Here is a 22,006-nt window from a genome sequence, read left to right as displayed (position 1 = left end):
CCTCGCCCGCATCCTCGCCGACCGCCCGGACACCAGCGCCTTCGTCGTCCAGAACGAGGCCGCGATCGGCCCCCTGCTCAGCCTGCTGCGCGCCAACGGACGGACCGTACCGGAGGACGCCTCCGTCATCGCCATCTGCCCCGACCCGATGGCCGAACAGCACTCCCCCCGACTCACCTCCGTCACCAGCCCGAAGAAGGACCTCGGACAGGTCGCCGTCGAACAGGTCATGGCACGAATCAACGCCACCGCCGCAGGCAACGAACCCGAGGACCAGCTCCACCTCATGGCACCGGAACTGATCATCCGCGAAAGCACCGCCCCGGCCCCGCACCACACCTGACAGCCGCTCTCTCCCCGGCGCCCGGGGGGTACGGGGCCTCGTGGTGCACTGAACACCGAGGGGGCGGTGGGCCCACCGGGCCCACCGCCCCCTCACCTGCCGTCCGCTGCTCGGTGACCCGGCTACTCGGCTACTCGGCCGAGAAGCAGTACACCGTCGTCGAACGGAACTCCTCCCCCGGGCGCAGGACGGTGGAGGGGTACTCGGGGTGGTTGGGCGAGTCCGGGAAGTGCTGGGTCTCCAGCGCCACGCCCGCGTACGCGTGGTACGGGCGGCCGGACGGGCCGCTCAGCGTGCCGTCGAAGTGGTTGCCGGTGTAGACCTGCAGCCCCGGTTCCGTCGTCAGGCACTCGACCCGCCGACCGCTGGCCGGGTGGCTCAGGGCGGCGACCCGCCGGAACCCGTTCCCGTCCAGCACCCAGTTGTGGTCGAAACCGGCTCCGGCCCGGCGGATCTGCTTGTCCCCGTCGACGACGCGGTCCCCGATCCGGCGGTCCTCGCTCAGGTCGAAGGGCGTGCCCAGGACGCGCGCAACGGGCCCGATCGGGATCAGCTCGGCGTCCACCGGGAGGTAGCCGCGGGCTTCGACGCGCAGCAGGTGGTCGAGCACCGTGCCGTTGCCCTCACCGGCCAGGTTGAAGTAGGTGTGGTTGGTGAGGTTGACCACCGTCGGCGCGTCCGTGGTCGCCCGGTAGCCGATCCACAGTCGACCGGTCGGGTCGAGCAGGTAGGTCACCTCGACGGTGAGCGCTCCGGGGAACCCCTGGTCGCCGTCGGGGCTGTGCAGGCGCAGCCGCACTCCGGCCCGTCCGCCCTCCCGGACGGGCACGCCGTCCCAGAGCCGGGTGGCGAAGCCGTCCCGTCCACCGTGCAGGGTGTGGCCGGTCGACTGGGTGGTGAGCCGGTGCATCGTGCCGTCGAGCGGCAGGACGCCGTCGGCGATCCGGTTGGCGTAGCGGCCGACCGTCGCGCCGAAGTACGCGCCCTCCCCGAGCAGGTCGCCGACCCGCTCGCAGCCGAGGACGACGTTCGCCCGCCGTCCGTCCCGGTCCGGGACGTGCAGGGCCTGGAGGCGGGCGCCCAGGCTGAGCACCTCCGCCCGCACGCCCGAGGGCGAGCTGATGGTCCACCGGGTGACGGACTGCCCGTCCGGCAGGGTCGCGGCGATTCCCTGGGAGACCGTCAGTTCACCCGGGGACACGAGTGCGTCTTTCGGCACGGGGTTGCTCCGTTCCTTGCGGGGCCCGTGGGGAAACGGGCGACGCCCGCCGGAGGGGCGGCGGGCGTCGAGGGGGCTGGCCACGGGGCTCAGAACCCCTGGGCCAGACGGTGGTAGGCCTGGTTCCAGCGCAGTTCCTTGGTGAACCGGCGGATGGTGGTGTCGTCGTCGATCACCAGCAGCTCCACGGCGAGCATCTCGGCGAGGTCCTCCAGTTCCTCGGCGCCGACCGCGCTGGAGAGCACGGTGTGGTGCGGGGCACCGGCCGTCAGCCAGGCCTCGGTGGAGGTGCGCAGGTCAGGGCGCGGCTTCCAGACCGCGCGGGCGACCGGCAGGTGGGGCAGCGGCTCCGGCGGCGCGACGACGTCCACCTCGTTGGCGACCAGCCGGAACCGGTCACCGAGGTCCGCGAGGCCGACCACCACGGCCGGGCCCGGCTCGGCGTCGAAGACCAGGCGGACCGGGTCCTCGCGTCCGCCGATGGACAGCGGGTGGATCTCACAGGACGGAGTGCCGGCGGCGATGCTCGGGCAGACCTCCAGCATGTGCGCGCCGAGGATCAGCTCACGGCCGGACTCCAGGTGGTAGGTGTAGTCCTCCATGAAGGAGGTGCCGCCGGCGAGCCCGGCGGAGGTCACCTTGAGGGTGCGCAGCAGGGTGGAGGTCTTCCAGTCGCCCTCGCCGCCGAAGCCGTAGCCGTCGGCCATCAGCCGCTGCACCGCGAGGCCGGGGAGCTGGCGGAGCCCGCCGAGGTCCTCGAAGTTGGTGGTGAAGGCCTTGAAGCCGCCCTGCTCCAGGAAGCCGCGCAGACCGAGCTCGATCCGGGCCGCGTAGCGCAGCGACTCGTGCTGCTCTCCACCGGCCCGAAGCGCCTGGGCGAGGCGGTAGCTGTCCTCGTACTCCTTGGCCAGCGCGGCGACGTCGCTCTCGTCCGCGGCGTCGACGGCCGCAACGAGGTCGTTGACGCCGTAGGTGTTGACGGAGACGCCGAAGCGGAGCTGGGCCTCGACCTTGTCGCCCTCGGTGACGGCGACGTCGCGCATGTTGTCGCCGAAGCGGGCGAGCTTGAGGCTGCGCAGCTCGGCGCGGCCGGCGGCGGCGCGGGCCCAGGAACCGACCCGGGCGGAGACGACGGGGTCGGTGACGTGCCCGGCGACGGTCTTGCGCGGCACGCCGAGGCGGGACTGGATGAAGCCGAACTCGCGGTCGCCGTGGGCGGCCTGGTTCAGGTTCATGAAGTCCATGTCGATGGACTGCCAGGGCAGGTCGACGTTGGCCTGGGTGTGCAGGTGGAGCAGCGGCTTCTGCAGGGCGTCGAGCCCCGCGATCCACATCTTCGCCGGGGAGAAGGTGTGCATCCAGGCGATCAGGCCGATGCAGTCGTCTGCGGCGTTGGCCTCCAGGCAGATCCGGCGGATGGCGCCCGCGTCCGTCAGGACGGGCTTCCAGACCACCTCGACCGGCACTGCCGACTCGCGGTTCAGGGCTTCGGCGATCTGCTGGGACTGCTCCGCGACCTGTCGCAGCGTGTCCTCACCGTAGAGCCCTTGGCTGCCGGTCAGGAACCAGACCTGGCGGCCTTCGAGTGGCTTGGTCATGGGTGAGCTCCTTACCGGGCCTGGGGCTGGCCGTAGACGTTCTGGTAGCGGTGGTTCAGGCTGTCGATGTCCGCCTGGGCGATCGGCAGGGGTTCGCCGAGCTGGCGGGAGAGGTGGACGGTGCGGGCCACGTCCTCGCACATCACGGCGGCCTTGACGGCGGCCTTGGCGTCCTTGCCGATGGTGAAGACGCCGTGGTTCTGCATCAGTACGGCGGGCGAGCGGTGACCCTTGAGGGTGTCGACGATGCCGCGGCCGATCGAGTCGTCGCCGATCAGGGCGAACGGGCCGACCGGGATCTCCGCGCCGAACTCGTCGGCCATCGCGGTGAGGACGCAGGGAACGGCTTCGCCGCGCGCCGCCCAGGCACAGGCGAAGGTGGAGTGGGTGTGCACCACTCCACCGACCTCGGGCAGGTGGCGGTAGACGTAGGCGTGCGCGGCGGTGTCGGAGGACGGTGCGTGCTCGCCCTCGACGACGTTGCCGTCCAGGTCGCAGAGGATCATGTTCTCCGGCGACAGCTCGTCGTAGGAGACGCCGCTGGGCTTGATGACCAGCAGGTCCTCGCCGGGGACGCGGGCGGACACGTTTCCGGCGGTCCAGACCACCAGGTTGTAGCGGACCAGTTCGCCGTGGAGGTCGCTGACTTGGCGGCGGATGAGGTCGATGGTCGCGTTCACAGGGCCTCGCTGGGTGTGGTGAGGGCGGCGTTGCGGATGTCGCGCAGGCGGTGCAGCAGCTTGTCGGCGCCGAGGCCGAAGTGGTCGTGCAGGGCCCGGTATTCGGCGAAGAGGCGGTCGTAGGCGTCGGCGTCGGCCGGATCGGGCCGGTAGGCGTCCTTCTGCACCCGGCCCATCGCGGCGGACGCGGTCCGGACGTCCGGGTAGGCCCCGGCGGCCACGGCGGCGTGGATCGCCGAGCCGAGCGCCGGGCCCTGCTCCGAGTCGGCGACCGAGACCGGGCGGCGCAGTACGTCGGCGTAGATCTGCATCAGCAGGGCGTTCTTCTTGAGGCCGCCGGTGACGATGAACTCGGTGACCGGGACGCCGCCCTGCTCCAGGGCCTCGACGATGACGCGGGTGCCGAAGGCGGTGGCCTCCAGCAGCGCCCGGTAGACCTCCTCGGGGCGGGTGGCCAGGGTGAGCCCGACGATCACTCCGGAGAGGTGGTGGTCGACCAGGGTGGAGCGGTTGCCGTTCATCCAGTCGAGCGCCACCAGGCCGTGTCCGCCGACGGGTTGGGCGGCGGCCTTGCGGGTGAGCAGCCGGTGCAGGTCCTCGCCGGTCGCCTCCGCCTCGGCCAGGTAGTCGGCGGGAACGCCCTGGCGCAGCCACCAGGCGAAGATGTCGCCGACGGCGCTCTGGCCGGCCTCGTAGCCGTAGGAACCGGTGACGATGCCGTCCTGGACCACGCCGCAGATGCCGGGGACGTCGGCGAGGGTCGCGCCGTTGACCACGTGGCAGGTGGAGGTGCCCATGATGGCGAGGAGTTGGCCGTCGTCGACGGCCCGGGCGGCCGGGGCCGCCACGTGGGCGTCGACGTTGCCGGCGGCGACGGCGGTGCCGACCGGGAGTCCGGTCCACTCCGCCGCCCGGGCGGTGAGCGAGCCCACCCGGGTGCCCAGCGGGGACAACGGGTGTTCCAGGCGAGTGCGGGCGAAGTCGGCGAAGTCCGGGTGGAGCGCGGCGAGGTACTCCTCGGTCGGGTAACTCCCGTCCTGGTGGATGCCCTTGTAACCGGCGGTGCAGGTGTTGCGGCTCTCGGCGCCGGTGAGCTGCCAGACGATCCAGTCGGCGGCCTCGATCCAGCGCTCGCAGGCGCCGTAGACGGCCGGGTCCTCCTCCAGCACCTGCAGCGCCTTGGCGTACTGCCACTCGGCGGAGATCCGGCCGCCGTAACGGGAGATCCACTTCTCGCCGCGGGCGTGGGCCAGCTCGTTGATGCGGTCGGCCTGGGGCTGCGCGGCGTGGTGCTTCCAGAGCTTGGGCCAGGCGTGCGGGCGGGCGGCCCACTGGGGCGTCTCGGCCAGTGGGGTGCCGTCGGCGAGCGCCGGAAGGACGGTGCAGGCGGTGAAGTCGGTCGCGATGCCGATGACCCGGGCGGGGTCGACGCCGGCGTCGGCGAGCGCGGCCGGGACGGCGATGCGCAGCACCTCGCGCCAGTCCGCCGGGTGCTGCAGCGCCCAGTCGGGCGGGAGCGGGCGGCCGGTGCCGGGCAGTTCGTGCTCGATGACGGCGTGCGGGTAGTCGTGGACGGCGGTACCCATCTCCTCGCCGTCCCGGACCCGGACCACCACCGCGCGGCCGGACAGGGTGCCGAAGTCGACACCGACGACGTACTGGTCGGAGTCGTGGGCGGCAGGGGTCACTGTCACGTGGTCATCCTTCGTACGGGAAGCCTGGGTTGTGAACTGTCGCCGGTGCGGTCCTCGACCGGGGCAGGGCGGGCCGCACCGACGACAGTCTTCATTCCGCTGCCCCACCCTCGGGAGGCAGCGGAACGCGAAGCCGTCGGCCGGGCTCACGGAAGCGGGATGCAGTGGCCCGGCCGACGGAGTGGAAGGAGCGCCATTGTTAACGCTCACAGAGATTGTTAGCGCTAACAAACAGCATGTCAAGGGAAGTGGACAGGGCGGAGCCGAAGAGCCGGACAGGCACTGGCCAGCCGGTACCCGCCTGGTGCGCGCGGGCACCGGCCACCGGCCCCGGCCCCGGCCCCGGCTCAACGAAGGGCGGGCGGTCCCACGCTGCGCCGCAGCACCAGTTCCGGGGAGACCTGCACCTGGGCCGGAGGGGACGCGGCACCCTCCAACTCTCCGACGAGCAGCTCCAAGGCCCGCCTGCCGAGCTCGCCGAAGTCCTGCCGCACCGTGGTCAGCGGCGGGGTGAAGTAGGCGGCCTCCGGAATGTCGTCGAAGCCGATCACACTGATCTCCTGCGGGACGTGCCGACCGGCCTCGTGGAAGGCCCGCAGCAGGCCGAGAGCCATGTGGTCGTTGGCGCAGAAGACGGCGGTGACGTCGCGCAGCCGGGCGATCCGAAGCCCCGCCTGGTAGCCCGAGCGGGCGCTCCAGTCGCCCCGCTCCACCTCCGGCACGGGGGCCCCGGCCGCCTGCAGCGTGAGGCGCCAGCCCTCCTCCCGGTCCTGGCTCTCCAGCCAGTTGGTCGGCCCCGCCAGGTGGTGCACGGTGCGGTGGCCCAGGTCCAGCAGGTACCCGGTCGCCTCTCCCGCGCCGTAGCGATTGCCCACCGACACCATGGGAACCCGGGTCTGGTCGCCCGAACCGACCGCGACCAGCGGCACCGAGCTGGAGAGCCGGGACACCGCGCTGACCGCGGAGGTCTGCGGCGCTATCACCACGACGCCCTCCACCCCCTGGTCACGCAGCCGGTCGACGGCCTCCTGGACCGAACGGCCGTCCAGGGAGCGCAGACTGGTCACGCTCACGAAGTACCCGGCGCTGCGCGCGGCCCGCTCGATGCCGTCCAGCATCGAGGCCGGACCGTAGAGGGTCGAGTCGAAGCTGACCACCCCGAGGGTCTGCGACCGCCGGGTCACCAGGGCCCGGGCGGCCGAGTTGGGCCGGTAGTCCAGTTCCCTTATCGCGGCCAGCACCCGGTCCCGGGTGTCGGGCCGGACGTGCGGGGCCCCGTTGAGCACCCGGGACACCGTCTGGTGGGAGACACCCGCCAGTTTCGCCACGTCCGCCATCACGGGCTGGCGCTGTTCCACCCCGGCGTTATCGGTTCCCACTCGTAGTCCCCTCCTCGACTGTGGACCACAGTACGCGACCAGGTCCAGGCCAATCCGTCACCCTCGGTTCAGCAGGCGGCCCCCCTTCATACCAGTCCACCAGGACGCCGACATCTGCCAAAACCGCCAAGTTGACCTCCGTGTTTCGGTTGCGCCGGCCGGTCCGGGGTGATCCGCGTTCCGGAGGTCGCCGAGGTTGCGCCCGGACGCCGGGCCTGCCGAGAGCCCGGCGCGACGGCCGGGTGGTGCTGGATCCTCGGGGCGAGTCTGCTCGGTCGGGCCCGCGACGCCGCCCCACCCGGCCTCCTCGTCCTCGCTCCACCACCCGGAGGGGCCTCGACCACGGCGCTGACACGGCTGCCCGGCGGAGGACGGAGCGGCCCTCCGCCGACACCAGGAACTCCGGTGCGGCGGAGGGCCGGTCGGTGGTCTCAGCCCTGCTGCAGGGGAGTCAGGAGGAACGCGAAGTCCGCCGGCCCGAGTTCGAGCCGGTACCGGGGCAGGACACCGGGCCCCACGGCGGCGCTGCCGAGACCCTGGACGGCATGGTCGGTGTGGAGGTGGATCACCGACCCGGGGACGAGGTCGCCGTGGTGCCGTGCACCGTCGAGCTGTCGGTCGGTCCAGCGGCGTGCGGCGAAGTGGAACGGCTCCTCGCCCACGACGCGCAGTCCGTTCCCGGCCCCGTCGGTGAAGGTGGCCCAGCGGGTGTCCGCACGGTTGCCGTTCTCCTGGGGGCGGACGTACGGGGTCTGCAACTCGTCCACGGTCGCGCGGAAACGTCCGACGCGCACCGCCTGGCACGAGTCGGGGTAGGCCTCGCCCGGGCCCGTGCCGAACCACTCCACCCGGGAGCGGTCGGCGGGGAGCTCCCAGTCGAGTCCGATGCGGGCCAGTGAGCGGGACCGGTTCCTGCGGACCAGCTCCTGGTACTCCTCCGGCGGGAGGGCCGGATCCACCATGGTGTCCTGGAAGTCGTCGCCCCGCTCCGGCCAGTGGCCGACGGGCTCGGCGTGCACCCGCAGGCGCAGGCTGTCACCGTCGCTGTCCCAGCGGTAGGTGGTCAGGTAGCCGGAGTCTCCCGCTGCGGCGGCACTGCGGACGACGACGGTCATGCCCTGGGCGCCCGGGGTGACGGAGACGGTGCGGTGCCGCAACCGGTCCAGGCCGCGGTCCTTCCAGTAGGCGGCGTCGCGCTGGTGCCAGCCGCGGTCGTTGTCGGTGGGGGCGCGCCACAGGTTCAGTCGTGGTCCGCGCAGGGGGAGCCCGCCGATTGCGAGCAGGGTTCCGGTGGTCCGGTCGAAGCGGCCGGGGCCGAGCAGGACGTGCTCGCCCTCGCTGCGGGCCGCCCCGGGCGGGCCGGTCCGCCGGCGGTGGACCGTGCCGGGGAGCCGGACCTGTCCCCAGGCGACCACGTGGCCTTCGGGGGCCCAGTCGGCGGGCTTGGCCAGCTCCGCCTGGACGGTGAGCCAGAGCTCGCCCGTTCCGCTTTCACCGCCCGGCGGGTCCAGGCGTGGCAGCGGCAACCGGCCGGCCTCCCCGGCCGCGAGCGCCGGGGTGGGCAGGACGCCCTGAGCCAGCTCGACCCCTTCGCGGGCCAGCGACCAGGTGAACCGCAGATGGGACAGGTCCAGCACCTCGTAGCGGTTCTCCACCGTGAGGGTGCCCGCCTCCGGGCCGGCGTCGATCCGGACGGGGGCGATCACCTTCGCGTACTCGAGCAGGCCCGGGGAGGGGGTGCGGTCGGGGAGCACCAGGCCGTCGCAGATGAAGTTGCCGTCGTGCAGGTCCTCGCCGAAGTCGCCGCCGTAGCCGAAGAACTCGCGCCCCCGGGCGTCACGGGTGCGCAGCCCCTGGTCCATCCACTCCCAGACGTAGCCGCCCTGGAGCCGCGGGTACTCGCCGCACAGCTGCAGGTACTCGGCGAGCCCGCCGGGCCCGTTGCCCATGGCGTGGGCGAACTCGGTGAGCAGGAACGGCTTGCGGTTTCGCGGGTCGTCCGCCGGGTCGCCGGAGCCGGCGCGGGCCGGGTAGGAGACCTCGCCCGGCAGCAGCTGCCCCCGGCCGATCCGGGCGACGGCGGCCGGCGGCCGGTACATCTCGCCGAAGACGTCGGTGTACTCGCCGAGCCGGTCGCCCTCGTAGTGGATCGGACGGGACGGATCGCGCTCCCGGACCCACGCGGACATGACCCGGAGGTTGCGGCCGTCCCCGGCCTCGTTCCCGAGCGACCACAGGATGACGCTCGGGTGGTTCTTGTCCCGCTCCACGGTCCGCTCGATGCGGTCCAGGTAGGCCGCGTGCCAGCGGGGGTCGTCGGAGGGGTTGCGCTGCCAGCGCTCCGGGTCCGCGTACTCGAAGCCGTGGGTCTCCAGGTCGCATTCGACCATGACCCACAGGCCGAGCTCGTCGCACAGGTCGAGGAACGCCGGGTGCGGCGGGTAGTGCGCGGTGCGCACCGCGTTGATGTTGTGCCGCTTCATCAACTCCACGTCGCGGCGCATGGTTCCGAGCGAGAGCGCCCGCCCGTGATCGGGGTCGAACTCGTGCCGGTTCACGCCGCGCAGTACCACCCGGCGGCCGTTGACCCGGAGCACCCCGGCCTCGTCGACGGCCACGCTCCGGAACCCGACCCGGATCCGGACCCGCTCGCTGCCGGTGGCCAGGTACGCCTCGTAGAGCTGTGGATCCTCCGCGCTCCAGGGCCGTACCGCCGCGAGGGCGAACTCGGCCGTGGTCGGCTGGTCGTGGATCCCGAGGGCCGGGAGGTCGAGCCTCACCGGCGCGTCCGCGTCGGCCTCCACCCGGAGCCGGCCCCCGCCGGTCCGCGCGTCGTACTCCGCGTGCACGAAGACGTCCCGGATGCCGCCCGCCGGGCGGGCCAGCAGGGACACGTCGCGGAAGATGCCGGACAGGCGCCAGGTGTCCTGGTCCTCGAGGTAGGTGCCCGCGGAGAACTGGTGCACCCGGACGGCCAGCACGTTGCGGCCCGGGCGCAGCAGCCCGGTCACGTCGAACTCGGTCGGCAGGCGGCTGCCGTAGGTGACGCCCAGCTCGCGGCCGTTGAGCCAGACCCGCGCGCAGGAGTCCACGCCCTCGAAGCGCAGCACGGCCGGCGTGCCCGTCCAGGTGGCGGGCAGGTCGAAGGTGCGGCGGTAGTCGCCGGTCTCGTTCTCGTCCGGGACGAAGGGCGGGTCCAGCGGTACCGGGTAGGCGAGGTTGACGTAGATGGGTCGGCCGTAGCCGTGCAGCTGCCAGTGCGAGGGGACGCGAAGGGCGTCCCAGGAGCCGTCGTCGAAGTCCGGGGCTTCGAACCCGTCCGGTTCCGGCCGCAGGGTCGGCGAGAACCGGAACGCCCATTCCCCGTTGAGGTCGATCCTGGGGGCGTCGGAGTCCAGGGCCGCCCGCGGCGCAGCTCTGCCGTGGCCGGGTGCGTAGTCCTCGAAGTAGCGCGTGGACATGGGAGGTCCTCCGACGGTCGCGGGGTGATGCGCGCGACCGTACTATCGAAGGCGTTTTGCGGGAAGGGACGCCATCGCCCGCGCATGCTGCGCGGGCCCCGGCTGCGGCTCCTCGACGAGGCCACCTCGCGGCTCGACACCGTCGGGGCGCCGTGCACCCGGGCCTCCGGTGTGATTGCTGCGGCAATCGGGGCAGTCGCAGGGTCATGCTGAGAATCGGATACACGATGATGACCGAGCAGCGCGGCCCGCGTGACCTGGTCGCGGACGCCGTGCGCGCCGAGCGGGCGGGCTTCGACTTCTCGGTGGTCTCGGACCACTCCTTCCCGTGGCTGGACGAGCAGGGGCACGCCCCCTACGCGTGGGCGGTGCTCGGCGCCGCCGCGCAGGCCACCTCCCGGATCCCGCTCATGACCTACGTGACCTGCCCGACCTTCCGCTACCACCCGGTCGTGGTGGCGCAGAAGGCCGCCACGCTGCAGTTGCTGTCCGAGGGCCGCTTCCGGCTCGGTCTGGGCAGCGGCGAGAACCTCAACGAGCACGTGGTCGGCCGGGGCTGGCCGGCGGCGCCGGTGCGTCAGGCGATGCTCGACGAGGCGGTGGGGATCATCCGGGCGCTGTTCGACGGCGGATACGTCACCCGTCACGGCCGGTACTTCGACGTCGACGGCGCCCGGCTGTGGGACCTGCCCGACCGGCCGCCGCCGATCGGGGTGGCCGTGTCAGGGCCGGATTCCTGCGAGCTGGCCGGCCGGCTGGCCGACCTGGTGATCGCCGTCGAGCCGGATCCCGCCCTGATCACCGGATTCGCCGAGCACGGCGGATCGGGGAAGCCGGCGGTGGGCCAGCTGCCGGTGTGCTGGGACACCGACCGGGACACCGCCGTCCGGCGGGCACACCAGCAGTTCCGCTGGTTCGGCGGCGGCTGGAAGGTCAACGCCGAGCTGCCCGGAACGGCGGGCTTCGCCGCCGCGAGCCGTTTCGTCCGCCCCGCCGACGTCGCCGAGGCCATTCCGTGCGGCGACCGGGTCGAGGACTTCGTCGAGGCGGTACGACCGTTCGTCGACGCCGGGTTCGGGGAGGTGGCCCTGGTCCAGGTCGGCGGCGACAGCCAGCCCGCCTACCTCGACTGGGCTCGGGACACCCTGCTGCCGGCGCTGCGCGAGGGGTTCTGACCTCTGGCGGGCCCGGGCGCCGACCTTCGGTGCTCGGACCCGCCCGGCAGGGTGATGCACCCCGGCGCCCGACCGGAGCACTATCCCAGGGTCCACCTCTGGTTTCCGCCGCCCCAGCAGGTCCACAGCTGGACAGGCGTCGTGTCCACGACGGCCGCCCCGGCGACGTCCAGGCAGCGGCCGGACTGCGCACCGGTGACGCTTCCGTCGGAGTTGACCAGCCACTGCTGGTTGGCGCCGCCGTTGCAGGGCCAGGTCACCACCTTGGTGCCGTCGGCCGTCCCGCCGCCGTACGCGTCCAGGCACAGCGTGGTGCCGGAGATGTCCGCCGTGAGCCGTCCGTCGGCGGTGTGGGTCCAGGTCTGGTTCGCCGCTCCGGAGCAGCCGTAGATCTGTGCCTGCACCCCGGGCGTGGTGGAGGCGTTGGGGACGTCCAGGCACTTGCCCGAACCGGCGCCCCGCAGTGCTCCCGTGGCGGTCGCCGGGGAGGTGGCGTAGCCGGCCGCGACGATGTCGGCCTGGACGGCGTTCTCGGTGGCCTCCGACGGGTAGCCGGAGGTCATCACGCCCTCGTAGAAGGTGCCCGCCGAGCCCTTGCTGTTGTCACCGCCGATGCCGAGGATGATCGCGCCCTCCTTGTGCATCGGGTTGTAGCCCGAGGCGTTCGGGCGCGGCCCGGAGTAGAACGTCGACAGCCCGCCGGACTGCGCGTCGCCGGCGCGGATCGCCCACTGGTTCGGCGCGCCCTTGACCATGGCCGTCAGGTAGCGGTGGTTCACCGTCGGGTCGTTGGCGTTGTAGCCCGTGTTGGCCCCGGAGAACAGGCCGTTCTCCAGGTCGGCCATCACCCAGGGGCCGGGGCCGCTGCCGTAGCCCCAGACCTTGATGTTGCCGAAGTAGATCGCCTCCATGTGGCCGTTGCCGGTGTCGTTGCTGCTCGTCTCGGCGTTGCCGTAGTCGAAGCAGCAGCCGCCGTTGTAGTGGGTGCCGTCGAGGATGGCGTACATGCCCTCCGGCTGGTCGCCGGTGGCGACGCCCGAGGTGTGGTTGTTGCGGTAGCCGGTGCCCGGCGCGACGTACACGCCGTAGGCCCGGTGGCCGTTCAGCGTGGTGGGTGCCAGGGTCGCGTCCGCCAGTTTGTCGGGGCCGCCCGCGGCTCCGCCCCCGGGCGCCTGGGTGAGGTGGTTGCCCCGCCCGCTCTGGTCGTAGATCTCGGTGATCACGCAGCTGGTGCCGGCGCAGAAGGCGTCCTGTGCGGCGGCGTCGGCGTAGCCTCCGGCGGTCAGGGCGCCGATGTTCCGCAGCGCCTGGTCCGACGCACGCCGGACCTGGTAGAGCGGGCCGCCGTACCCGCCGTAGAGCGCGCGGGTAGTGCTGTGCGCGGCCACGCAGGGTGTGCCGCCGGCGGCGTAGAGGTCGCACGGTCGCTGGGTGGCCGCCTGGGCCGCACCGCTGGTCGCGGTGGCACCTGCCAGGGCGCCGACGAGGACGGCCAGTGCCGCCCCGGCCCGGGCGAGGCGGCGCAGCGCGCCGTGCCTCCGGGTGGTCCCGTTGTTGTCACTCATGGTGTCTCCCTGCTCATCGTCGAGCGCGGCCAAGGGGAAAGTGAGCGCTAACAATCCGCCCCGCGACAGCAGCCTGCGACCGGGGCGGGAGATGGAGGTTCCTGGCCGGTGACAGTGCCCGCCCCGACCGTGTCCCGTCAAGACCTTCGACACATCACGCCGGACTCCGGATCCGCGGACGCGCCGATCCGGATCGAAAGTCTCGATGCTTCGTCACTTCTCCACTACTGCAAGGAGTTTGACGGTAAGCAAGGCGAGCACTCACGCTCCGACACCGGTGCGACCGCATACGGATGACGGTCCGTCACGGCCTTCGTCCGCCTCCGCGGGCACGACGGAGCCCACCCGGACCCGCAGCTGCGGAGGCAGAGGGAACCGAGCTCGCGACAGTGGGGGCACGACGCGCCGCCGCCGTCCGGCGAACGCTCGCGCCGCCGGGCCCCGACCCACGAGCCCGCACCCCGCGAAGACCCTGCGCGACGGACCCGACCACCCGCTCCCCCACCCGGCACCGGTCCGGTCCACGCCGCCGATGCAGGGGGTGCTTGACGAGCGCCCGCGCCGACATCGCGCCGTCCACGGCTCCGGCAGCCCCCCTCGAGAGGGAGACCTGATGCTCCGATGCCGTGCGGCAGTCGCCGCCTGCCCGGCCGTCGCCGGGCCGGCCGCCACCGTCACACCGGTCGGCGCGAGCACGGGCCGGCCGCCACCGTCACACCGGTCGGCGCGAGCACGGGCGAGGCCGCCACCCGTCACACCGGTCGGCGCGAGCACGGGCGAGGCCGCCGCCACCCGGACCGCAGCCGCGGAGTCCAGCCGGGCCGAGCCCGACGACTCCGGCGGCTCGTCCATCGCGGGCGGCCCGGTGCAGGACGTCACCCCCGACGGCTCCGGCGGCTGCGCCTCCGGTCGAGCCGCGTGCTGCCAGCCGGTCGGCCCGACCCTCGACGCCTACGGGCCGACCCCGGCCACCGGCACCCCCGAGCCGGCAGGTGCCCCCGGAGCGACGGATGCCCGATCCCCGATCGCCGGCGGGGCCGGCGCCGCGCTTTCCCACCCGCGATGACCACTCGATGTTCACCTGTCATTCACTCACGACTTCCCCGGGCACCCCCGGCCGAGGGCCCGCGCCCCTGCGGAGCGGTCGTTGGCGGATCGCGATCCAACGGTGATCTAACCCCCCTTGACGCCATCGTTGTTAGCGTTAACACTTCATGTCACGCCAGGCCAGAGCTACCACCACCCCGACGCACCACAGCGTGAAGGACCGCTCCGGTCGGCGCCGCTCGACCGCTCCCAGTCGCCCAGTCAGGGGTGCGCTGCTCCGGTCGCGGACCATCACCATGGAGGAAACACGTGCGGAAGCTTTCAGCGGGTCTCGTCGCGGCCGGCCTGACGCTCTCGTTGGCGGCCTGCGGTCAGAGCTCCAACGGAGTCGGCGACGGGGCGGCCAAGGGCGACGCCAAGGGTGGACTCATCGGCATCGCGATGCCGACCAAGTCGTCGGCGCGTTGGATCGACGACGGCAACAACATGGTCAAGGAATTCCAGGCCAAGGGCTACAAGACCGACCTGCAGTACGGCGACAACGTGGTGGAGAACCAGGTCTCCCAGGTCGAGAACATGATCACCAAGGGTGCCAAGCTGCTGGTGATCGCGGCCATCGACGGCTCCTCCCTCACCAACGTGCTGCAGAAGGCAGCCGATGCGCACATTCCGGTCATCTCGTACGACCGGCTGATCCGAGGCACCCAGAACGTCGACTACTACGCGACCTTCGACAACTACAAGGTCGGCGTCCTCCAGGGCGGGTACATCGCCGACAAGCTCGGCCTCAAGGACGGCAAGGGGCCGTTCAACATCGAGTTGTTCGCGGGCTCGCCGGACGACAACAACGCGACCTTCTTCTTCAACGGCGCGATGAGCGTGCTCAAGCCGTACATCGACCAGAAGAAGCTGGTCGTGCAGAGCGGCCAGACCGACTTCAACCAGGTCGCCACGCTGCGCTGGGACGGCGGTGTCGCCCAGTCCCGAATGGACAACCTGCTGAGCAAGGCCTACACCGGCGCCCACGTCGACGCCGTGCTCTCGCCGTACGACGGCATCTCGATCGGCATCATCTCCTCGCTCAAGGGCGTCGGCTACGGCACCGCCAAGTCCCTGCCGATCGTGACGGGCCAGGACGCCGAGCTGGCCTCGGTGAAGTCGATCATCGCGGGCGAGCAGACCCAGACCGTCTACAAGGACACCCGGCAACTCGCCAAGGTCGCCGTGCAGATGGGCGACGCGCTGCTGACCGGCGGCAAGCCCGAGGTCAACGACACCACCCAGTACAACAACGGGGCGAAGGTCGTTCCGGCCGAGTTGCTCCAGCCGGTCAGCGTCGACAAGGACAACTACCAGAAGATCCTGGTCGACAGCGGCCAGTACACCGCGGACCAGCTCAAGTAGCCCGTGGGGCCCGCTCGACGGGCCCCGCCGAACCGGCGGTGCGGCGGGGCGCCCGGACTCCCCGGGCGCCCGATGGATCCCCACCGCACCGCCCCGAACGATACGGACGCACAACCATGGCTGGACCCGTTCTCGAAATGCGGTCGATCAGCAAGTCGTTCCCCGGTGTGAAGGCGCTCTCCGAAGTCAACCTGAGCGTCGCCGCCGGCGAGGTGCACGCCATCTGCGGTGAGAACGGCGCCGGCAAGTCCACCCTGATGAAGGTCCTCAGCGGGGTCTACCCGCACGGCGATTACGAAGGCGAGATCCTCTTCGAGGGCGAGCCCTGCCGGTTCAAGGACATCCGGGCCAGTGAGCAGCGCGGCATCGTCATCATCCATCAGGAACTCGCCCTGGTGCCGTACCTGTCCATCGCCGAGAACATCTTCCTGGGCAACGAGCACGCCACCCGGGGCATCATCAGCTGGCACCGGACGCTCACCCACGCCGCCGACCTGCTCCGCCAGGTCGGCCTCGAGGAGAGCCCGCACACCAGGGTCGCCGACCTCGGCGTGGGCAAGCAGCAACTGGTCGAGATCGCCAAGGCGCTGGCCAAGAAGGTCAAGCTGCTCATCCTGGACGAGCCGACCGCCGCACTGAACGACGAGGACAGCCGCAAGCTCCTCGACCTGATCCTGGAGCTCAAGGCGCAGGGCATCTCCTGCATCATCATCTCGCACAAGCTGAACGAGATCGCCCGGGTCGCCGACGCCGTCACCATCCTGCGCGACGGGCGGACCATCGAGACCATCGCGATCGGCCCGGAGGGCATCTCCGAGGACCGGATCATCCGCGGCATGGTCGGCCGGGACCTGGAGCACCGCTACCCCGAGCGCACCCCGGACATCGGCGAGGTCGCCTTCGAGGTCGAGGACTGGACCGTCCGGCACCCGATCGACCAGCAGCGCACCGTGGTGGACGGCGCCTCGCTGAACGTGCGGCGCGGCGAGATCGTCGGCGTCGCCGGCCTGATGGGGGCCGGCCGCACGGAGCTCGCGATGAGCGTCTTCGGCCGCACGTACGGACGTTGGAGCGGCGGACGGGTGCTGCTGCACGGCCGGGAGATCCGCACCCGGACGGTGCCCGAGGCGATCGGGCACGGCATCGCGTACGTCACCGAGGACCGCAAGCACTTCGGCCTCAACCTGATCGACGACATCAGCCGGAACATCTCGCTGAGCGCGCTCGGCAAGGTCGCCCGGTACGGCCGGGTCGACCGGCACGAGGAGAGCAGGGTCGCCGAGTCGTTCCGGCGGACCATGAACATCAAGGCCCCGACGGTGTTCACCCGGACCGGCACGCTCAGCGGCGGCAACCAGCAGAAGGTCGTCCTCAGCAAGTGGATCTTCGCCGAGCCGGAGGTGCTGATCCTCGACGAGCCCACCCGGGGCATCGACATCGGCGCCAAGGCGGAGATCTACACCGTCATCGCCGAGTTGGCCGCCCAGGGCAAGGCGGTGCTCGTCATCTCCTCCGAACTCCCCGAACTCCTGGGTCTGTGCGACCGGATCTACACGATGGCCGAAGGCCGGATCACCGGCGAGGTCGCCCGCGCCGACGCCACCCAGGAATCCCTCATGCGGCTCATGACCATGAGCGCCGCATCCAGCAACGAGCAGGTGTGAGGCATGGCCCAGACCGAGATCATCCCGGACTCCTCCCAGCAGGGGCCCGAACCCGCCCCGAGCCCGTCCGTGGGCTCCGCACTGGCCCGCGCGCTGCGCGGCAACGTCCGCCAGTACGGCATGCTGGTCGCCCTCGCGCTGATCGTGCTGCTGTTCCAGATCTGGACGGACGGCATCCTCCTCCAGCCGCTCAACATCACCAACCTGATCCAGCAGAACGGTTACATCCTCATCCTGGCGATCGGGATGATGATCGTCATCATCGCCGGGCACATCGACCTCTCGGTCGGCTCACTGGCCGCCTTCGTCGGGGCCGCCGCCGCGGTGATGATGGTCGAGCACCACATGGCGTGGCCCGTCGCGATGCTGGTCGCGCTGGTGATCGGCGCCCTCGCCGGCGCCTGGCAGGGCTTCTGGATCGCCTACCTGGGGATCCCCTCCTTCATCGTCACCCTGGCGGGCATGCTGCTGTTCCGCGGCGGCACCCAGATCCTGCTGCAGGGCCAGTCGGTGGCACCGTTCCCCAAGGGCTTCCAGAGCATCAGCAGCGGCTTCCTCCCCGAGGTCGGCCCGCACACCAACTACCACAACCTCACCCTGCTGCTCGGACTCGCGGTGCTTGTCGTCGCCGTCCTCCAGGAGCTGCGCGGCCGGCGGCAGACCGCCTCGTACGGGCTCGAGGTGCTCCCGCTCGGTCTGTTCCTGGCCAAGCTCGCCGTGATCACGGCGGCCGTGCTGGTGTTCACGCTGCTGCTGGCCAGCTACCACGGCGTGCCGATCGTCCTGCTGATCCTCGGCGCCCTGCTGGTCGGCTTCGGCTACCTGATGCGCAACTCGATCATCGGCCGGCACACCTACGCCATCGGCGGCAACGAGCCGGCGGCCAAGCTGTCCGGGGTGAAGAGCAAGCGGGTCGTCTTCCTCGCCTTCACCAACATGGGCGTCCTCGCCGCACTGGCCGGGCTGGTCTTCGCCGCACGGCTCAACGCCGGCACCCCGCAGGCGGGCATCAACTTCGAGCTGGAGGCGATCGCCGCCGCCTTCATCGGCGGCGCCTCCGCCAGCGGCGGCGTCGGCACCGTCATGGGCGCGATCATCGGTGGCCTGGTGCTCGGTGTGCTGAACAACGGCATGTCGCTGGTCGGTGTCGGCACCGACTACCAGCAGGTGATCAAGGGCCTGGTACTGCTCGCGGCGGTGGGCTTCGACGTCTACAACAAGCGCCGAGCCGGTTCCTGACCCGGACGTCGCGGAAACGGAGCAGGACGGGCACGGTGTCACCGTGCCCGTCCTGCTCCGTTTCCGCGCTCCTCCTGCCCCGTATCCGTCCCCGGTGCGGACTGGTTCCGGATCCGGGCGTGAGAAAAGGGGGAGGGGTGCCTCTCGGAGAGAGGCACCCCTCGGCGGGCGGTTCCGGGTTCAGTGGGCCAGCAGCACCAGGACGAGCACGACCAGGGCCGGCACGGTCTGCACGAAGAGGATCTTCCGGGAGGAGGTCACGGCGCCGAACACACCGGCGACGGCGACGCAGGAGGCGAAGAAGACCCGCACCTGGAACCCGACCGGGTCGGCGGCGAACGCACCCCAGAGCAGGCCGGCCGCCAGGAAGCCGTTGTACAGGCCCTGGTTGGCGGCCATCGCCTTGGTCGAGACCGCGAACTCCTGGGACGTGCCGAAGGCGGCCCGGGCCCGCGGAGTGGTCCACAGGAACATCTCCAGGACCAGGATGTAGACGTGCAGGAGGGCGAGCGCGACAACCGCAATCACGGCAATTGTGGACATAGCGGGCATGTTACGCCTCGGCGCGGGTCCGAACCGAGCGGCACCCGGGCGCCCGCGGTGCGTGAACCGGCATTTTGTTCAGGCCCTTGCCCAACCGTCAAGTCCGGACCCGCACTCACCGGCCGAAAGAATTCTCCGAGGACGCGGCAACCCTTCCGCCGGCGGCGGCAACTGACGGATGACACCGAGGGCGAAGTGCCCACGGGTCGTCCGATCCGCCGACCGCCGTCGCGCACCGCCTGACCGGGGCGGGTACGTGAGGGCGGGGCCCGAGCAAGGAGCAGTCCCATGAACGAGACGGATCCCACGGCGAACGGCCGCGGTCGGCGTGCCCGCCCGGCCGCCGGTGGTGCGCGGCGTCCCCGTGGGCGTCACCGTCGGCGCTGGACCGCGCTGGGCCTGACCCTGGGCGTGCCCGGTGTGCTCGGCCCCTACCTGCTCTTCGTGCAGCCCGACTCGAAGGCCGCGTCGGTGGACCCCGACGCCTACTACACGCTGCTGTCCGTCCGCAGCGACAAGGCGCTGGACATCCCCGGTGCGGACACGGCCGACGGCGCCTGGGCCCGGCAGATGGACCGCGCGTCCGGGGCCGTGAGCCAGCAGTGGCGGCTGCGTCTGGTGGGGGACGGCTACTACGAACTGGAGAACCACGGCACCCACAAGGTCCTCGGCGTGCGCGGTGGTTCGTCCCAGTCCGCCGCCGCCGTCGAGCAGCAGAGCGACCACGCCTCCGCCGCCCAGCAGTGGCGGATGCAGGACGTCGGCGACGGCACGGTGACCTTCGTCTCGCGCGCCAGCGGCATGGTGCTGGACGTCCGGGGCGGTGGCAAGGAGGAGGGCGTACCGCTCATCCAGTACGGCGACATCGGCAGCACCAACCAGCAGTGGCGGCTGGTGAAGACGTCCGGCACCGGTGGGTACACCTGGCACAACGCGCAGATCGTCGGCGGCGGGTTCGTCACCGGACTGGTCTTCAACCCCTCCCGCAAGGACCTGCTGTACGCCCGGACGGACATCGGCGGCGCGTACCGCTGGGACGCGGCCGCCGGTCGGTGGAGCTCGCTGACCGACTGGATCGGCGGCGCCGACTGGAACCTGCTCGGGATCGAGAGCCTGGCGACCGACCCGGTCGACCCCAACCGGCTGTACCTGGCCAGCGGCACGTACACCAACGACTGGGCGGGCAACGGCGCGATCCTGCGCTCCACCGACCAGGGGCGGACCTTCCAGCGCACCGACCTGCCGTTCAAGCTCGGCGGCAACGAGGACGGCCGGTCGATGGGCGAGCGGCTGGTGGTGGATCCCTCCGACAACCGCACGCTCTACCTGGGCACCCGCAAGAACGGCCTGTGGCGCAGCACCGACTACGGCGTGACCTGGAGCCAGGTCGGCGGCTTCCCCGTCAAGGACGGCGCGAGCAGCGGGGTCGGCCTGTCCTTCGTGACCTTCGGCCCGTCCGGCAGCAGGACGATCTACGTCGGGGTGGCCGACAAGTCGACGTCGCTGTACCGCTCCACCGACGGCGGCGCCACCTGGCAGGCCGTGCCGGGACAGCCGACCGGGCAACTGCCGCAGCACGGCGTGCTGTCCGGTGACGGCTCGCTGTACCTGACGTACACCGACGCGCCCGGACCGAACGGGGTGACGGCCGGTTCGGTGTGGAAGTACACGCCGTCCACCGGGGCCTGGAAGAACGTCTCGCCGTCCAGCGGCGGTTACGGCTTCGCCGGCCTGGCGGTGGATCCGCAGCACCCGGCCACGGTGATGGTCACCACGCTGGACCGCTGGTGGCCCTCGGACGAGCTGTACCGCTCGACCGACGGCGGAGCCTCCTGGAAGGCGCTGGGTGCGAGCTCGCAGCGCGACGACTCCGCGGCGCCGTACGTGGGCACCGGCATCGGGCACTGGATGGGCGCGCTGGCGATCGACCCGTTCGACTCCGGGCACGTGCTGTACGGCACCGGCTCGGGCATGTGGGGCAGCGGTGACGTGACGGCGGCGGACAGCGGGCGCCCGACGCACTGGAGCGTCCCGGCGAAGGGCCTGGAGGAGACGGCGGCGCTGGGACTGGTCAAGCCGCCCGGCCAGCCGCTGATCAGCGCGCTCGGCGACGTCGGCGGGTTCCGCCACGAGGACCTGACCAAGGTCCCCGCCAAGGCGCTGAGCGGGCCGCTGTTCACCAACACCACCGGCCTCGACTTCGCCCAGGCCAAACCGGAGTTCGTGGTGCGGGTCGGCCTCGGCGGCGCGCAGCACGGCGCCTACTCGACCGATGGCGGAGCGAACTGGGCGCCGTTCGCGGCGGCGCCGGTGGGCGACGCGGGCGGCGGGTCCGCGGCCGTCTCGGCGGACGGGGGCACCGTGGTGTGGACCCCGACGGGTCAGGTGCCGTTCCTGTCGGCCGACCGAGGCGCGTCCTGGTCAGCGGTCTCCGGCCTGCCCAAGGACGCGGCGGTGGTGGCCGACCGTTCCGCGGCGGGCACCTTCTACGCCCTCGTCGGCGGCACCCTGTACGCCTCCACCGACGGCGGGAGGCACTTCGCCGCCCGGGCCACCGGGCTGGGCAGCGGGCAGCTCAAGGCCCTCCCGGGCGTCGCCGGGGACCTCTGGCTCGCCGGCGGGGGCGACGGGCTCCGGCACTCCACCGACGGCGGGGCGAGCTTCCGCAAGCTCGACGGCGTGGAGCAGGCGGTCGGCGTCGGCTTCGGCAAGGCGGCGCCCGGCGCCGGCTACCAGGCCGTCTACCTGAGCGGGAGGGTCAAGGGCGTCATCGGGCTGTTCCGCTCCACCGACGGCGGCTCGACCTGGGCCCGGATCAACGACGACCAGCACCAGTTCGGCGGGAGCGTCATCAACATCGTCTCCGGCGACCCGGACGTCTACGGCCGGGTGTACCTCGGCGGCTACGGCCGCGGCGTGGTCTACGGCGACCCGTCCTGACCGGTCCTGACCAGTCCTGACCGGTCCGGTTCGGGACAGGCGGCACGGCCCGGGC

At 71.8% G+C, this 22,006-nt stretch carries 14 protein-coding genes; 6 read left to right on the top strand and 8 right to left on the bottom strand.

The window, feature by feature from the left end:
* Positions 1-343, top strand: a 343-nt coding sequence (locus ACZ7BZ_RS33120; RefSeq protein ID WP_470361579.1) for a substrate-binding domain-containing protein, incomplete at its 5' end; no start/stop codon positions are given.
* A 130-nt stretch (positions 344-473) separates the two neighbouring features.
* On the opposite strand, the gene ACZ7BZ_RS33115 is transcribed toward ACZ7BZ_RS33120, so the two are convergent.
* The 6 genes from ACZ7BZ_RS33115 to ACZ7BZ_RS33090 form a co-directional block, all read right to left on the bottom strand.
* Positions 474-1,562, bottom strand: coding sequence for an aldose epimerase family protein (locus tag ACZ7BZ_RS33115; protein WP_470361578.1), 1,089 nt, complete (start codon positions 1,560-1,562; stop codon positions 474-476).
* An 89-nt stretch (positions 1,563-1,651) separates the two neighbouring features.
* A complete protein-coding gene (gene araA, locus ACZ7BZ_RS33110) occupies positions 1,652-3,160 on the bottom strand; it encodes an L-arabinose isomerase (RefSeq protein WP_470361577.1) in 1,509 nt (502 codons plus the stop codon).
* Between the two features lie 11 nt (positions 3,161-3,171).
* Positions 3,172-3,840 carry an L-ribulose-5-phosphate 4-epimerase gene (locus tag ACZ7BZ_RS33105; RefSeq protein WP_380462575.1) on the bottom strand — a complete coding sequence of 223 codons (669 nt, stop codon included), beginning with the start codon at positions 3,838-3,840 and terminating at the stop codon, positions 3,172-3,174.
* Positions 3,837-5,534: a ribulokinase gene (locus ACZ7BZ_RS33100; protein WP_470361576.1), complete on the bottom strand. Its 1,698-nt coding sequence runs from the start codon at positions 5,532-5,534 to the stop codon at positions 3,837-3,839. The genes ACZ7BZ_RS33105 and ACZ7BZ_RS33100 overlap by 4 nt, the downstream gene beginning before the upstream one ends.
* Before the next feature lie 347 nt (positions 5,535-5,881).
* The gene (locus tag ACZ7BZ_RS33095; RefSeq protein WP_380462579.1) at positions 5,882-6,913 is read right to left on the bottom strand and encodes a LacI family DNA-binding transcriptional regulator; all 1,032 of its coding nucleotides are present in this window, start codon (positions 6,911-6,913) and stop codon (positions 5,882-5,884) included.
* 431 nt (positions 6,914-7,344) lie between these two features.
* Positions 7,345-10,374, bottom strand: a complete 3,030-nt coding sequence (locus ACZ7BZ_RS33090) for a glycoside hydrolase family 2 TIM barrel-domain containing protein (protein ID WP_470361575.1) — start codon at positions 10,372-10,374, stop codon at positions 7,345-7,347.
* Positions 10,375-10,580: 206 nt separating this feature from the next.
* On the opposite strand from ACZ7BZ_RS33090, the gene ACZ7BZ_RS33085 reads away from it, so the two are divergent.
* Positions 10,581-11,549 carry an LLM class F420-dependent oxidoreductase gene (locus ACZ7BZ_RS33085; RefSeq protein ID WP_470361574.1) on the top strand — a complete coding sequence of 323 codons (969 nt, stop codon included), beginning with the start codon at positions 10,581-10,583 and terminating at the stop codon, positions 11,547-11,549.
* Positions 11,550-11,629: 80 nt separating this feature from the next.
* Here the strand turns inward: ACZ7BZ_RS33085 and ACZ7BZ_RS33080 are convergent, their stop codons facing one another.
* Positions 11,630-13,114 carry an arabinofuranosidase catalytic domain-containing protein gene (locus ACZ7BZ_RS33080; protein ID WP_470361573.1) on the bottom strand — a complete coding sequence of 495 codons (1,485 nt, stop codon included), beginning with the start codon at positions 13,112-13,114 and terminating at the stop codon, positions 11,630-11,632.
* Between the two features lie 1,356 nt (positions 13,115-14,470).
* Between ACZ7BZ_RS33080 and chvE the strand changes: the two genes are divergently transcribed.
* From chvE to mmsB, 3 genes are all read left to right on the top strand, one after another.
* Positions 14,471-15,565 (top strand): multiple monosaccharide ABC transporter substrate-binding protein, encoded by a 1,095-nt coding sequence (gene chvE, locus ACZ7BZ_RS33075; RefSeq protein ID WP_470361572.1) that lies wholly within the window; start codon positions 14,471-14,473, stop codon positions 15,563-15,565.
* A 116-nt stretch (positions 15,566-15,681) separates the two neighbouring features.
* Positions 15,682-17,229: a multiple monosaccharide ABC transporter ATP-binding protein gene (gene mmsA / locus ACZ7BZ_RS33070; protein ID WP_470361571.1), complete on the top strand. Its 1,548-nt coding sequence runs from the start codon at positions 15,682-15,684 to the stop codon at positions 17,227-17,229.
* A 3-nt stretch (positions 17,230-17,232) separates the two neighbouring features.
* Positions 17,233-18,468 (top strand): multiple monosaccharide ABC transporter permease, encoded by a 1,236-nt coding sequence (mmsB, locus tag ACZ7BZ_RS33065; protein ID WP_380462590.1) that lies wholly within the window; start codon positions 17,233-17,235, stop codon positions 18,466-18,468.
* Positions 18,469-18,648: 180 nt separating this feature from the next.
* Here mmsB and ACZ7BZ_RS33060 read toward each other — a convergent pair whose 3' ends face one another.
* Positions 18,649-19,011: a DUF1304 domain-containing protein gene (locus ACZ7BZ_RS33060; RefSeq protein ID WP_470361570.1), complete on the bottom strand. Its 363-nt coding sequence runs from the start codon at positions 19,009-19,011 to the stop codon at positions 18,649-18,651.
* Between the two features lie 288 nt (positions 19,012-19,299).
* On the opposite strand from ACZ7BZ_RS33060, the gene ACZ7BZ_RS33055 reads away from it, so the two are divergent.
* Positions 19,300-21,951, top strand: coding sequence for an RICIN domain-containing protein (locus tag ACZ7BZ_RS33055; RefSeq protein ID WP_470361569.1), 2,652 nt, complete (start codon positions 19,300-19,302; stop codon positions 21,949-21,951).
* Positions 21,952-22,006: the final 55 nt, after the last annotated feature.

The organism is Kitasatospora sp. NPDC036934 (genome assembly GCF_055608425.1).
This window is presented reverse-complemented; position numbering and strand designations above follow the sequence as displayed.